A 13,695-nucleotide genomic window follows, 5' to 3' on the forward strand; every position below is an offset into this window, starting at 1 on the left:
GAGCCCGGGGGTACAGGGGGCGGCGGCGACTGGCCGCCCCCTGTGCGCTCCCTGCGCCATGCCAGGCATAACGCAGACGATTAGCCGGGAGCGCAATGTACGCTGAAATCACACGCGACAGACGCTTTTTGCCGGAGTGAGAAAATGGCAATCCAATAACCGTATCTGCAATACACGCATCCCTGTTGCGCCGCCAGTTTGCCGGGTGGCGCTACGCTTACCCGGCCTACGGATGTAGCCCGTAAGCTCAGATACGGTAGGCCCGCGCAAGCGCAGCGCCGCCGGGCAAGCATTGCTCACCTCCCAGGCGACCCTGTTGCACGGTTAGTTTGCCGGGTGGCGGCTGCGCCTTACCCGGCCTGCGGATGCCGCCCGTAAGCTCATCAGGGCAAAATAATTAACCGGAAGCGCAGGTTCGATTAACACTTAATACGTTGTTTCTGTCTGAGCCGACTCCTGCAGCGCCTGCAGAATATTGGCCGCGGCAGCGGTCCCCATTTTCACGTAAGAGGCATCGCTTACGCCGCCCACATGCGGAGACAGAATCACATTATCGATCGCCTGCCAGATGTGGGGCGTGGTTAATGGTTCACTGTTAAAGCTGTCGAGCGCCGCCCAGCGCAAGGTCCCCGCTTTTAATGCCGCGGCCAGCGCCGCATCGTCAATCAACCCGCCGCGCGCGGTATTGACCAGGATGGCGCCCGGCTTACACTGCGCCAGCGTGGCGGCATTGATCATTCCCCTGTTTTGTTGCGTCAAGGGGCAATGAAGGGACAGCACATCGGCCTGCCTGAGCAGATCGTTAAGTTCAGCAACACGTTCACATCCCGGCGGGACCGCTTTCGCATAGGGATCGTAAGCCAGAACCTTCATACCAAAGGCACAGGCAATCTTCGCCACCCGGCTGCCAATGGCGCCCAGGCCGATGAGTCCCAGCGTTCTGCCCTCAAGCTCAAGCGATTTATGCGTGGATTTATCCCAGTGCCCTTCACGCAGGCGGCGGTCGAGCGGAATGACCGACTTAGCACAGGCCAAAATTAATGCCCAGGTATGTTCGGACACCGCGGCGGCATTCGCCCCGATCGCTGCGCGAACCAGAATGCCGCGCGCGGCAGCCGCCTCGGCGTCAATGACATCAATGCCGCTGCCATGTTTGGCAATCACCTTCAATGCCGGGGCGGCATCCATAACGGCGGCAGTGATGTGGCCATAGCGCACCAGGATCGCGACGGGATTGTGCTGCTGGCACAAAGCGATCAGCTGGGCCTCTGTAGGCTGGCGGCCGGCAAAGACAAGTTCGTAATCTTCCAGCATCCCCAGCGCCGCGTCAGCCAAATCGCTGCCGGTAATCAGTACCACGTTTTTAGCACTCATGGCAGCGTCTCCCCTTCGCTCAGCATCCCCGCCTGACGCAGGGCGCTCTCCAGCCAGTGCGGACGCAGATCGCCATCGCGGATAGCAACCAGACGTTTTGCTTCCATCTCCAGTTTGCCTTTCGCCAGTTCGATGATGGTGCGGACTTCCTCGCGTGGGATAACGACCACGCCGTCAATATCCCCGACCACTAAGTCCCCCGCCTGCACCGCGGCGCCGCCGACCGAAATGGCATGATTGACCCGGCCTGGAATGAACTTGGTCGGGCCGCACGGGTTCAGGCCGGCAGCGAACACCGGGAAGCGTTGTTTGCTTAAGGTCTCCGCATCGCGAACGGCGCCATCGATAACGATCCCGGCGATACCGCTGGCCTGCGCCTGCGTGGCCATGATCTCCCCCAGCAGCGCGCAGGAGAGATCGCCTTTCCCGTCGATCACTAATACATCGCCAGGTTTAGCGACGGCCATCGCGGCGTGAATAGCCAGGTTATCCCCCGGGCGGACCTCGACGGTAATCGCCGGCCCGGCGACCGCCATATGCGGCGCCAGCGGCTTGATGCGGCCATGTAATGTGCCACGGCGTCCGGCCACGTCAGCCAGAATGGCGGCCTGAAATTCGGCGGCCTGACGGACTTCTTCCGCGGTAACACGCGCAATAGCAAAATTGATGAGTTTCTGTTGCGAAGCAGGCATGGTGACTCTCCATTTGTTTTACTAGATACAACTCATGTGTACTATATAAAACAACTATACGTGCATTGCTTCGCTTTTCGCCAGTGTTGCGAAGTTGTTTGTGATGTAAACACGAAGTTACTCACAAAATTCAGGTACAATTTTGTTCGGCAAAAAGGAGAACATGATGGGGAATGAAGGCGTAATTGCCGTTGAAAAGGCGCTGGCTTTACTTGATTGCTTCCGTCCCGGTAATGACAGTCTGACGTTAACGGAGCTGGCCCAGCTTTCGGGATATCACAAAACAACCGTTTATCGCCTGATGAATTCGCTTGAGCGAATGAACTACATCATCCGGCACGACGATGGCACCTATACGCTCGGCCACCGTCTGCTCTATCTTGGCAAGCTCTATGAGCAATCATTTGAACTTGCCAGAGTGGTACAGCCGGAATTGCAGGCGCTGTCACAGGCCTCCAGCGAAAGCGCAAGCTGGTATGTGATTGAGGGGGGGCAACGCCTGTGCCTGTTCCGCGCCGAAGCCTCCCAGGGATTGCGCCACAGCAACCTGCCTGGCAGCCAGTTCCCGCTGGATGGTTCCGCTATCAGTAAGGTTTTACGCCGCTGGGGATTGGGTGAATCGTTGCCGGAAGACGAACCGACGCTGCCGTTCTATACCTCCGGCGCGCGCGACCCGCACACCGCGGCCTTCGCCATGCCAGTGTTTGGCGTCCACGATAAACTGATCGCGGCGCTGGCCCTGACCGGGCCGGCATCGCGTCTGACGGAAGATCGTAAAGCGAGCGGCATCAGCCAGCTCATGCAGGAGACGGCCAACCGCCTGTCGCTCAAGCTAGGCGCCAGTAAGACATTCTGCGAAACGTTTTACGGTGTGAAAGAGTAAGCTTTGCTGAGAAGGCGGGAAAAATCCCGCCTTTGCTTATTAATGGGTCACCTGTTTTTCCTGCCTGGCCGTCTGCGAGTAACGGCGCCCCATGGCCAGCACCGCAATGCCGCCTGCCAGACACAAGCCTGCCAGCGGGAGCATCGCCAGCGTATGGCTTCCTGTCCGTTCGCTAATCATGCCGTAGGCATTCACCATCACCGCGCCGCCAATCAGGTTGGCGATCGCCCCGATGGCCGCCAGCCCGGCGGCGGCTGAGGTGCTGCTCATCCAGCCCGACGCCAGCGCCCAGAAGGGCCCCTTCATCGCATAAGCGCCAATCAAAATGGTGCTGAGGATCGCAATGGTGGCCGGCAGCGACAGATTGATAAACGCCGCAAACACGCCGCCCGCGATCATAAAGAGGGTGAGCGCCGTGTGCCAGCGGCGTTCATTACTTCGATCCGAACTGCGCCCCCAGACAATCATCAGCACCGAGGCCAGACCATAGGGGATGGCATTAAGCAGCCCGGTGGTCAGGTTATCCAGATGGAACGACTTCAGCAGCTGGGGAGACCAGACGCTAAGGGTCGTGCCGGCAGAAGAGGCGCCGGCGTAAATCAGCGCCATGAGCCAGATTTGACGATGCTTCAACAGTTGCCAGGTGGAGGTGTGGCCGATCTGTTTCTGCTGTTGGCGCTCCGCCTGAAGCGTGTTTTCCAGCCATGCTTTCTGACGATCGTTTAACCAGCCAGCCTGGTGTGGACGGTCCCGCAAGATGAAAAACGCGGCTATCCCCAGCAGGACCGCCGGCAGCCCTTCAATAATGAATAACAGATGCCAGCCGCGCAGGCCTAACCACCCATCCATCATCAGTATCAACCCGGAAAGCGGGGAGCCGATAAAGTTAGCCAGCGGAATGGCCACCATAAACGAGGCGATGATCCGCGCCCGGTAGCGCGACGGGATCCACCAGGTCAGATAGAGCACCACGCCCGGGAAAAAGCCCGCTTCGGCAGCCCCTAGCAAAAAGCGTACGATGTAAAGGGAGGTGGTATTTTGCACCAGCGCCATACACATCGATACCACTCCCCAGCTGATCATAATGCGCGGGATCCACAATCGTGCCCCCACCTTCTGCATCGCCAGGTTGCTGGGTACTTCAAAGATAAAGTAGGCCACAAAATACAAGCTGCTGGCGAAGCCGAAAGCCGCCTTACTCAGGCCCAGATCCTGATTCATCTGCAGCGCCGCCATGCCTATGTTGCCGCGGTCAATAATCGATACCAGGTAGCTCACCACCAGGAAAGGCAGGATGCGCCAGATAACCCGTCGCATGGTTTCTTTTTCCAGCGCGTCGTTATCGCTCGCGCGGGGCGGTAATTGATCGGTCATGGTTTCCTCGCAGGGTTTCATTATGTTTATCAGGAAAACGATGTAGAGATGAAATAAGTTACTTTAGCTTGATGCCTCTGGTTTCCGGCGCTCGCCACACCACCAGCATCGCCGCAAGGAAAGCAACCACGGTCGTCGCCAGTCCCGCGGTGAAACCGCCAGCGTTGGCGACAGCGCCAATCAGTAACGGCGCAATAAATCCGCCCAGACGGCCTCCGTTATAGGCGAGCCCCATCAGGAAGCCCCGGGATGAGGTGTCTCCGATGATTTCCGCCAGGAAGGGTCCCGAGCCCGCAAAAATACCGTTAACCCCGAAACCGGCCATGAAAATCGCCACCATCAGAATGAAGGGTTGCGTGGTCACAAGGTACAGCGCGACGGCAATGGCGCCGGTTAACAGATAAATCAGGAACATCGGACGGCGTCCCCACTTATCCGCCAGCACCGAAAACACCAGAAAACCCGCGATGGCTCCAGCCTGCAGCGCAAGTACAAACTTCAGGCTGTGCAAAAAATCCAGATGTTTGACTTCCCGCAGATAGGTGGGTGTCCAGGTAAATACGCCCCAGAACAGATACTGAATAAAAAAGATAAAGACAAAGGCCAACAGCAGACCTCGCAGATTCTGTTTACCCAGCTTTACGGCAGGTTGACGACTCGTCGCCTTCGCCTGTTGACGAGCAAGCCAAACCTGCGATTCCGGTGTGAACCAGGCGACCACACTCATAATGAATACCGGCAGCGCGCCGATCATAAACAGATAGCGCCATGCACCCTGCTCCAGGCCGCCGTTAACCGAGCTGACGATTGCCGTCAGGCTGATAGCCAGAATCGCGCCAACAGGTAAGCCCATTTGCATCAACGCGCCGCCGCGCGCGCGCCGTTCAGGTCGCCAGGTTTCAGCAATCAGCGCCGCGCCCGAGGTCCACATTCCGCCCATACCCAGCGCGCCGCAAAAACGTAAAAGCGCGAAATGTTGTTGATCGTGCGTAAAGGCTAACAGGCCGGAAAAGAGTGAATAGATGGCGATACAGATCAGCGCCGTTTTCACACGCCCAATTTTGTCGGCGATAAAACCAAACAGGATCCCGCCAATAATCTGCCCCCCGGCCGTGACGCTGATAAACAGCCCAAGCTCGGCTTTATTAATACCGAACACCACGCCCAGCACTGGCAACAGCAATGAAAGCAGAAAGGAGTCGTAGCTTTCAAATGTCCAGCCAAGGCCGCCCAGCGCCAGCGTCCGCCTCTCAGCGACGCGTTGTGGCAATGCGTCAGGCGTCGCTTTAGTCGCAGTAAATTGATTTAGCTCGCTTTTACTGGTCATTGATATTCTCCACAGAGGTTAACCGATAACAGGTTGCGGCGGTACGCCAGAACAACTGCGCCTGTTCGTCAGGGGACGCCTGTTGCGCCAGGCGTTTGCAGGCGTTCCAGAAAACGCCGTAGCTGAACATGCCTTTATCGACGGGAAAGTTGCTGGCGAACATGCAGCGTTCGGCACCGAAAAGAGAAACGATGGTCTCAAACCACGGCATCCATGCCTGTGCCAGCATTTGCGAATCCGGCGGCGTCTCTGCCGCTGCGAAGTGAAATCCCCTGACCGTCATCCCAAAGCCGCTAATTTTTACGCATACGTTCGGCAGTTCCGCCAGACGTCGCATACCGTTTCGCCACTGCTGAAACATGTCCGGATCCCGTTCTGAACAGGGTCCAACGCCGACCGGCCCGCCGCAGTGATCGATCACAATCTGTAACGTTGGTATTTCCCGCGCCAGATCGGCAATCTCCTCCAGCTGCGTGTGGTAAACCCATACATCGAGCGACAATGCATGCCTCGCGAGACAGGCAGCGCCCCGGCGGAACGGAGCGCTCTGCGCCAGGCCTGCCGGTGGCGTAACCGGGCTGGAGGTAACCCGCGGATCGGGATGCCAGGCCAACGGATTGCGCATCCCACGCAGCCGCCCGCCGGATAACGCTATCGCGCGCTCAATGGCAGGCTGCATCGCGTCCCCCGCCAGTAAACTGAGCCCGCCGATGATGGCTTCGCATCCGAGCGCGTTTGCATAATGTCCGCTGGCGAACATCGCGGCGATACCGCTGGCAAACTCGATTTCACCAAGCGGTTTAAGCGTCTCCGGCCCGTCGCGACGCAACATAGAGCGGCATTGCACATAGACCGATGAGACAACGCGATGCCCTGAGGTCTGGATATCGTCGCTGAACTCATGGGTGAGATAGCGGCCGGTTTGCCGATCCCAAAGATGATGATGCGCATCAATGATGGGCAGCTCGGGTTGTAATGGCGCTTCACGATGTAACGCAAGCCACTCGTTTCTGACCGCAAGGTGCGGCGCGGTAACGATCTCCATGAACACCTCGTTTTGTTTTACCCTGTACAACAGTGTTTTATTTTACAAAACTACTATAACGAGGCCGCCGTGTTTTTATCCAGTTAACGATTGGTTTAAATGATGTAAATAAGAGGTGAATCACAGATGTATAAGGTCGTTAAAAGCGGGGGAAGGGAGGGGCTAACAGAAATTAATATGTTTTCAAGAAGTTAAAAATCAGCCTGAGCGACACCGATACAATGCCTCACCACGAGCAGCAGGCTCCTGCGTAAAACAGTGCGGGCAGCATACGCCACGCAGGCCCACGTAGCGCCGCCGGACAGTTGTTGTCGCCCGGCTTAGCGCAGCGCAAGCCGGGAAAATGCTGAACCTAACGCGCCAGATTATCGTAGCCGCGCCAGCGATAGTTGAGCACCGACAGCGCCCAACAGGCGACAAACAGCCCGACCACCACAAACCCGGCGTCGCCGAGGTTGTCGTTTAACACCCCGACCCAGCGCCATATTCCGCCGCTGAGCGCAAACTTATCCATCAGCAGACCCAGCGCTTCCAGGCCGCCGATAAACAGCGCCACCACCACCGAAGTGCCGGTGATGGTCATGTTGTAGTAAAGCTTGCGCTGCGGCTTGCTGAACGCCCAGCCGTAGGCGCCGACCATCAGCACGTTATCGAGGGTGTCCACCAGCGCCATGCCGCTGGCGAACAGCGCCGGGAAGACCATAATCGACCAGACGGAAATCCCGCTCGACGCGCCGGCGGCGGAGATGCCCAGCACGCCGATTTCGGTGGCGGTATCAAACCCGAGGCCGAACAGGAAACCGACCAGGTACATCTGCCAGCTGCGGCTGACCAGACGAAAGGTTTTGCCAAACAGCCAGCTCATCACCCCGCCGCCGCTGACGATCTCGTCGCTCACCGGCTCACCGCGCTTCCACGCCCGAAAGCTGCGCCAGACGCTGCGCAATATCACCAGGTTGATAAAGGCCATCGCCAGCAGAAACAGCGCCGACACCGCGGTGCCGATGACGCTGCCGGTGTCGTGCAGCCAGCTCATCTGCGCGCTGAAGGCCGTGGCGGTCGCGGCAATCGCCGCCGAGGCCAGCACCACAATCGACGAGTGGCCCAGCGAGAACCAGGCCCCGACGGCGAAAGGCCGCCGCCCCTGCTGCATCATCTTGCGGGTGACGTTATCAATCGCCGCGATATGGTCGGCGTCCACCGCGTGGCGCAGACCGTAGCCCCAGGCCAGCAGGCTGGCGGCCATCAGCGCGCCGCTGTCGCCAAAGGCCTGCAGCGCCCAGCACCAGGCCAGTAGGTTCGCCGCGATCAACCCCAGCACCAGTCCCGCAGCGCGCGGCTGCTGGCGTAAAACTGTCATTATCATTGTTGTGTTCCTTGAGCCTGTCCGCGGGCGGCGGCGATCACCGCCTGACCATAGGCGATTGCGCCGTCGCCGGCCGGCAACTGCTGCGCAAACAGCAGAGTAAAATCCGCCAGATAAAAGGTCAATCGCGCCGCCAGCAGGCGGTTATGCAGCACTCCGCCGCTGCAGACCATCGTGTCGATGCCGCGGGCGATGGCGCAGTCGCGGGCCATCGCCGCCAGTCCGCTGGCCAGGGCGTCATGGAATGCCCAGGCTTTTTGCGCCGGGGTCGCCTGCCAGCGCAGCCACTGTCGCCAGAAGGTGGCTAAGTCCAGCGCATTGCCGCGCCACGGCAGCGTGACCGGATGGCAGACGCCGGAGCAGCTGGCGGCCAGCGCCTCCAGCCTACAGGCCGCCTCGCCCTCATAGCTCAGGCTCTCCGGGGCGCAGTCCAGCGCGCAGGCGACGGCATCAAACAGCCGTCCGCAGGACGAGGCGCGCGGCGCGTTAATGCCGCGATCGATGGCCTGCGCCAGCAGCGGCCAGTTGCGCTGGCGCAGCGTACCGGTCTGCGGGTAATCCTGCCAGTCGGGGATAAAGGCCAGGCACTGAGCCAGCAGATTACGCCACGGCTGACGCGCCGCCAGGTCGCCTCCCGGCAGCGCGACGGCCGGCAGCCCGCCGAGATGTTCGCACTGGCGATAGTTAACTTGCAGGCACTCCCCGCCCCATAGCGCGCCGTTCTCCCCCATGCCGATTCCGTCGAGGATCAGGGCGATGACGTCTCCGCCGTCGAGCGGCCAGCGGTGCTCCGCCAGGCACGCCGCAGCGTGAGCATGGTGATGTAGCACTGTCTCTACCGGCAGCGGCAGAGTCGCCGCCCACTGCGTCGAGCGATAGCCGGGATGGGCGTCAACCACTACCCGCTGCGGCATAAAGGCGTAGATGTTCTGCATCAGCTGTAGCGCGCTGCGCCACTGCTGCTCGACGCCCTCCTCGCCAAGATCGCCAAAGTGCTGGCTGAGAACCGCTTCGCCCCCGCGCGCCAGGCAGAAGGTGTTTTTCATGTCCGCGCCCAGCGCCAGCAGCGGCGGAACCTTCTCCAGACCCGGCGGCAGCGGCAGCGCATCCGGGACATAGCCCCGGGCGCGGCGCAGCATTTCTCCGCTCGAGCGCACCAGCGAATCATCCATCCGCTGCACGATGTCGCGGTTATGGAGCAAAAAGCCGTCGGCGATGTCGACTAAGTCGTTGAGCGCCTGAGTATTACTTAACGCCGGCGGGCGGCCGCTAAGGTTGCCGGAGGTCATCACGATAGGGCGCGCCAGCGCCTGCAGAAGCAAATGCTGCAGCGGATTAGACGGCAGCATCACCCCAACTTCCGCAAGCCCTGGCGCAATCTCGTCGCACAGGCCGGAGACCTGCGCTTTGCTAATCAGTACGATGGGCGCCGCCGGGGAGCCCATCAGCGCCGCGGCGTCGGCAGGTAACCCCGCCGCAGAGGGCAGCATCACCGCCAGCGGTTTCGCCGGACGGTGTTTCCTCGCCCGCAGCGTGGCAACGGCAGCGGGGTTGCCGGCGTCGCAGGCCAGATGAAAGCCGCCGACGCCTTTTATCGCCACGATGTCGCCCGCCGCCAGCCGGGCGATAGCCGACTGCAGCGCCGCCTCGCCGTCCAGCGTTTCCCCTTGCGCCCGCCATTCCAGTCGCGGCCCGCAGTCGGGGCAGGCCACCGGCTGGGCGTGAAACCGGCGATCGGCAGGATCGCGGTATTCCGCCTCGCAGGGCGGGCAGAGCGGAAACGGCGCCATCGCGGTAAATGGCCGGTCGTAAGGCATCGCGCGAATAATGGTTAACCGCGGCCCGCAGTGGGTGCAGTTGATAAAGGGGTAGCGGTAGCGGCGCGCCCGGGGATCATTCATCTCCGCGAGGCACGCCGGGCAGGTCGCGGCATCGGGCACGATCTGGGTGCGCATCCGTCCCGCCCCGCTCTCGCGGATGGTGAAATCCTGCGGCGGAGCCGCCCAGCGATAAGGGGTGCAGTCGGCGCTGTCGATCCGCGCCAGCGGCGGGCAGTGGGCAGCGAGGGCGGCAGTAAAACCATCATCGTCCCCGGCCAGCCGCACCAGCACGCCGTCGCCGTCGTTACAGACATCGCCGCAGCGCGCCTGCCCCTGAGCCAGCTGCCAGACAAAGGGGCGGAACCCCACCCCCTGCACTTTACCGCGAATGCGGATTTGCACCCCGTTCATGCCTGAGCTTACCAGGCCAGCGCCGTGCGGCGACGTTTTTCCTGGTTCATCTGCTCCAGCTTGTTGCGGTCTACGCAGACCAGGGCATGCGTCGGGCAGACCTCCATGCAGGCCGGGCCGCTGTCGCGGTGGAAGCAGAGATCGCACTTGTTGGCTTCGGCTTTTTCCGCCACGACGTTCAGTCCGGCGCCGCTATGGCGGATCACCGGCCGCACCACTACCTCCATCGCCCCGTACGGGCAGGCGACGACGCAGGTTTTGCAGCCGATGCAGCGCTCCTGCATCACATGAACAAAGCCTTTATCGCGGCTGATGGCGCCGTTCGGGCAGACGTTGGCGCACGGGGCGTCCTCACACTGACGGCAGGCGGTGGCCGTGGAGACATTGACCCCTTTGATGACGTGAATACGCGGCTGAAAGGTGTGCGGCGTCAGGGAGGCGCAGTCCTGATGTTCCTGATGGGAGACCACGCAGGCTACTTCGCAAGTGCGACAGCCGATGCATTTGCTCGCATCGGCGATAATGAAACGGTTCATCCATTTCTCCAGCAGTAAGAGGGTTAGGCGCCGGAGTATGCATAATACGTTCCAGTTTTTATCTTATTGATAATAAGTAAAATTTAATGCTTAGCGCGCTGTCATCGTCAGTAGTGACGATGACAGCTGACGACGTCAGGCGCAGGGACCTGACACCAGCGACTCACGCTCGATCAGCGCCCCGGGGAAACTCTGCTGAACATTGAATTCCCCGCCATCGAGCATAAATATCAGGCGATTAATGCTCTCTTTAATCATCTCCGTCACCGGCACCCGGACGCTGGCGAGCGACGGCACCATGTACGGCGCCAGCACAATATCGTCAAACCCCACCACCGAGACCTGCTCCGGCACCTTAACGCCCAGCTGGTGAAGCTGCTTCATCGCCCCGATGGCCATATCGTCATTGCTCGCCACCAGCGCGCTGTAGGTCACCCCGCGCTGACGCAGGCTCTCCACCGCCGCCGCGCCGGTTTCCGGCGTCCAGCGCCCTTCGGCGATGAGCGCCTCGTTGAGGGGAATGCCGTGGCCAGCCAGCGCGTCTTTATAGCCGGCAAGGCGCTCGACGCCGGTGGGCGAGTCAAGGGAGCCGGTAATAAAGGCGATATCTCGGTGACCCAGGGCAATCAGCCGCTCCACCACCCGCATCGCCGACGCTTTTTGATCGGACCAGACACAGTGGCTGGCGTGGCGGCGCAGCCGGCGGTTCAGCACCATGATCGGCTGCGAGTGGTTCTCAACGATCTCGTCCATCTCGTCGACGGTGAGAAAGCGCGGGTAGATGATGATCGCATCGCAGCGCAGATCCAGCAGATACTGGATCGCTTCCCGCTCCTCTTGCGCGCTGTGCTTGCCATCGGCGAGGATCAGCTGCCGCCCTTTATCCTCCGTCATCCGCGCCACGTGGTACAGCAGCTCGCTGAAATAGACGCCGTGGTAGAGGGTGTTGGTCACCACCAGGCCAAGGGTTTGCGTGGTTTTGGTCGCCAGGTTGCGCGCCAGCAGATTCGGTCGGTAGCCGCTCTCCGCCACCGCCTTAAACACCCGGTCTTTGGTCTCCTGGCTGACATAGCCGTTGCCCGACAGCACCCGCGACACGGTCGCCTTCGATACCCCCGCGCGCTTTGCGACCTCCAGCATCGTTGCCATGTGATTCTTCCTGTTGCAAAAGTTGCAGGCAGTGTACTGCACGTTTCTGGCTTTTACAGCACCCCCTGCTCACCACCGCGATCCTGCTCGCCGCGACGCTTCGCGATCAAAATCACAAAAATGAGATCATCTTTTTTTATTTCTTGTGCAATCAAATGAAACTCACCATGATTTTGTGGAACCGGTTTCCTATAAAGCATGGTATCGCCCGACGATGCGGCGCGGTAACAGATCAGTACCCTATTGATAAACAGGATAAAATCCGATGTCGAAAAATTATGCAGCCCTGGCGCAACAGATAGTCGCGGCATTAGGCGGAGTCGATAACGTCGTCGCCGTGACCCACTGCATGACGCGTCTGCGCTTCGTGGTCAAAGACAACGAACAGGTCGATAGCCCTACCCTGAAAGGCCTGACCGGGGTGCTCGGCGTCGTGCGCAGCGATAATCAGTGCCAGGTGATCATCGGCAACACGGTCTCTCAGGCCTATCGCGAGGTAGTGAATCTGCTGCCTGGCGACCTGCGCCCGGTCGAGCCGCAGGGCAAAGCGCCGGTCACCCTGAAACGCATCGGCGCCGGGATCCTCGACGCGCTGATCGGCACCATGTCGCCGCTGATCCCGGCGATTATCGGCGGATCGATGGTCAAGCTGCTGGCGATGATCCTTGAGATGAGCGGCGCGTTGCCGAAAGGCTCGCCGACGCTGACCCTCCTGACGCTTATCGGCGACGGCGCGTTTTTCTTCCTGCCGCTGATGGTGGCCGCCTCCGCGGCGGTGAAATTCAAAACCAATATGTCGCTGGCCATCGCTATCGCCGGGGTGCTGGTGCATCCCGGGTTTATCGAATTAATGGCCAAAGCCGCCCAGGGCGAACACGTCGAATTTGCCCTTATTCCGGTGACCGCGGTGAAATACACCTACACGGTGATCCCGGCGCTGGTGATGACCTGGTGTCTGTCGTATATCGAACGCTGGGTGGATCGCATTACCCCGGCGGTGACGAAAAACTTCCTTAAGCCGATGCTGATCGTGCTGATCGCCGCCCCGCTGGCGATCCTGCTGATTGGCCCGCTCGGCATCTGGATCGGCAGCGCCATTTCCGCACTGGTCTATACGATCCACAGCTATCTCGGCTGGCTGTCGGTGGCGATTATGGGCGGGCTGTGGCCGCTGCTGGTGATGACCGGCATGCACCGGGTCTTTACGCCGACCATCATTCAGACCATCGCCGAAACCGGCAAAGAGGGCATGGTAATGCCGTCAGAGATCGGCGCCAACCTGTCGCTCGGCGGCTCGTCGCTGGCGGTGGCGTGGAAAACGAAAAACCCGGAATTGCGCCAGACGGCGCTGGCCGCCGCGGCATCGGCGATTCTGGCCGGTATTTCCGAACCGGCGCTGTACGGCGTGGCGGTGCGCCTGAAACGCCCGCTGATCGCCAGCTTAATCAGCGGCTTTATCTGCGGCGCGGTGGCGGGCATCGCCGGACTGGCCAGCCACTCGATGGCGGCGCCGGGGCTGTTCACCAGCGTGCAGTTTTTCGATCCAGCCAATCCAATGACCATCGTCTGGGTGTTTGGCGTGATGGCGCTGTCGGTAGTGCTGTCGTTTGCCCTGACGCTGATCCTCGGCTTTGAAGATATTCCCGTTGAACAGGCCGCCGCCGACGCCCGAGCGCGCCAGGCCCAGGCCCAGGCAACCCACGCCTGAACACACCATT

General features: G+C 60.6%; 12 protein-coding genes. 2 read left to right on the forward strand and 10 right to left on the reverse strand.

From position 1 onward, the window contains the following. Positions 1-426: 426 nt before the first annotated feature. Both K5R89_RS10465 and K5R89_RS10470 read right to left on the reverse strand, forming a co-directional pair. The gene (locus K5R89_RS10465) at positions 427-1,374 is read right to left on the reverse strand and encodes a hydroxyacid dehydrogenase (protein ID WP_044524486.1); all 948 of its coding nucleotides are present in this window, start codon (positions 1,372-1,374) and stop codon (positions 427-429) included. Continuing rightward, complete coding sequence (locus K5R89_RS10470) at positions 1,371-2,066, reverse strand: diguanylate cyclase (protein WP_048298100.1); 696 nt, start codon at positions 2,064-2,066, stop codon at positions 1,371-1,373. Before K5R89_RS10470 ends, K5R89_RS10465 begins: the two co-directional genes overlap by 4 nt. A 166-nt stretch (positions 2,067-2,232) precedes the next feature. Between K5R89_RS10470 and K5R89_RS10475 the strand changes: the two genes are divergently transcribed. After that, on the forward strand, positions 2,233-2,949 hold the full coding sequence (locus K5R89_RS10475) for an IclR family transcriptional regulator (RefSeq protein ID WP_023290781.1): 717 nt from the start codon (positions 2,233-2,235) through the stop codon (positions 2,947-2,949). Between the two features lie 39 nt (positions 2,950-2,988). On the opposite strand, the gene K5R89_RS10480 is transcribed toward K5R89_RS10475, so the two are convergent. The 8 genes from K5R89_RS10480 to K5R89_RS10515 all read right to left on the reverse strand — a co-directional run bounded on the left by K5R89_RS10480 (position 2,989) and on the right by K5R89_RS10515 (position 12,177). Beyond that, positions 2,989-4,323, reverse strand: coding sequence for an MFS transporter (locus tag K5R89_RS10480; RefSeq protein ID WP_130952710.1), 1,335 nt, complete (start codon positions 4,321-4,323; stop codon positions 2,989-2,991). 58 nt (positions 4,324-4,381) lie between these two features. After that, on the reverse strand, positions 4,382-5,650 hold the full coding sequence (locus K5R89_RS10485; protein WP_032453870.1) for an MFS transporter: 1,269 nt from the start codon (positions 5,648-5,650) through the stop codon (positions 4,382-4,384). Then, the gene (locus tag K5R89_RS10490) at positions 5,640-6,695 is read right to left on the reverse strand and encodes an amidohydrolase (RefSeq protein WP_032453872.1); all 1,056 of its coding nucleotides are present in this window, start codon (positions 6,693-6,695) and stop codon (positions 5,640-5,642) included. The genes K5R89_RS10485 and K5R89_RS10490 overlap by 11 nt, the downstream gene beginning before the upstream one ends. 352 nt (positions 6,696-7,047) lie before the next feature. After that, on the reverse strand, positions 7,048-8,061 hold the full coding sequence (locus tag K5R89_RS10495) for a HoxN/HupN/NixA family nickel/cobalt transporter (protein WP_048298103.1): 1,014 nt from the start codon (positions 8,059-8,061) through the stop codon (positions 7,048-7,050). Beyond that, on the reverse strand, positions 8,058-10,292 hold the full coding sequence (gene hypF, locus K5R89_RS10500) for a carbamoyltransferase HypF (RefSeq protein ID WP_217259445.1): 2,235 nt from the start codon (positions 10,290-10,292) through the stop codon (positions 8,058-8,060). The genes K5R89_RS10495 and hypF overlap by 4 nt, the downstream gene beginning before the upstream one ends. An 8-nt stretch (positions 10,293-10,300) precedes the next feature. Continuing rightward, on the reverse strand, positions 10,301-10,828 hold the full coding sequence (gene hydN / locus K5R89_RS10505; RefSeq protein ID WP_004205658.1) for an electron transport protein HydN: 528 nt from the start codon (positions 10,826-10,828) through the stop codon (positions 10,301-10,303). Positions 10,829-10,963: 135 nt separating this feature from the next. Beyond that, positions 10,964-11,977: a LacI family DNA-binding transcriptional regulator gene (locus tag K5R89_RS10510; RefSeq protein WP_044524497.1), complete on the reverse strand. Its 1,014-nt coding sequence runs from the start codon at positions 11,975-11,977 to the stop codon at positions 10,964-10,966. Positions 11,978-12,030: 53 nt separating this feature from the next. Further along, positions 12,031-12,177 (reverse strand): hypothetical protein, encoded by a 147-nt coding sequence (locus K5R89_RS10515; RefSeq protein WP_156835060.1) that lies wholly within the window; start codon positions 12,175-12,177, stop codon positions 12,031-12,033. Between the two features lie 65 nt (positions 12,178-12,242). Between K5R89_RS10515 and ascF the strand changes: the two genes are divergently transcribed. After that, entirely contained in the window at positions 12,243-13,685 is a 1,443-nt protein-coding gene (gene ascF, locus K5R89_RS10520; RefSeq protein WP_044524499.1) for a PTS cellobiose/arbutin/salicin transporter subunit IIBC, read from the forward strand. Positions 13,686-13,695 lie beyond the last annotated feature (10 nt).

Source organism: Klebsiella sp. TF21-TM (genome assembly GCF_019753495.1).
GTDB lineage: Bacteria > Pseudomonadota > Gammaproteobacteria > Enterobacterales > Enterobacteriaceae > Klebsiella > Klebsiella quasipneumoniae.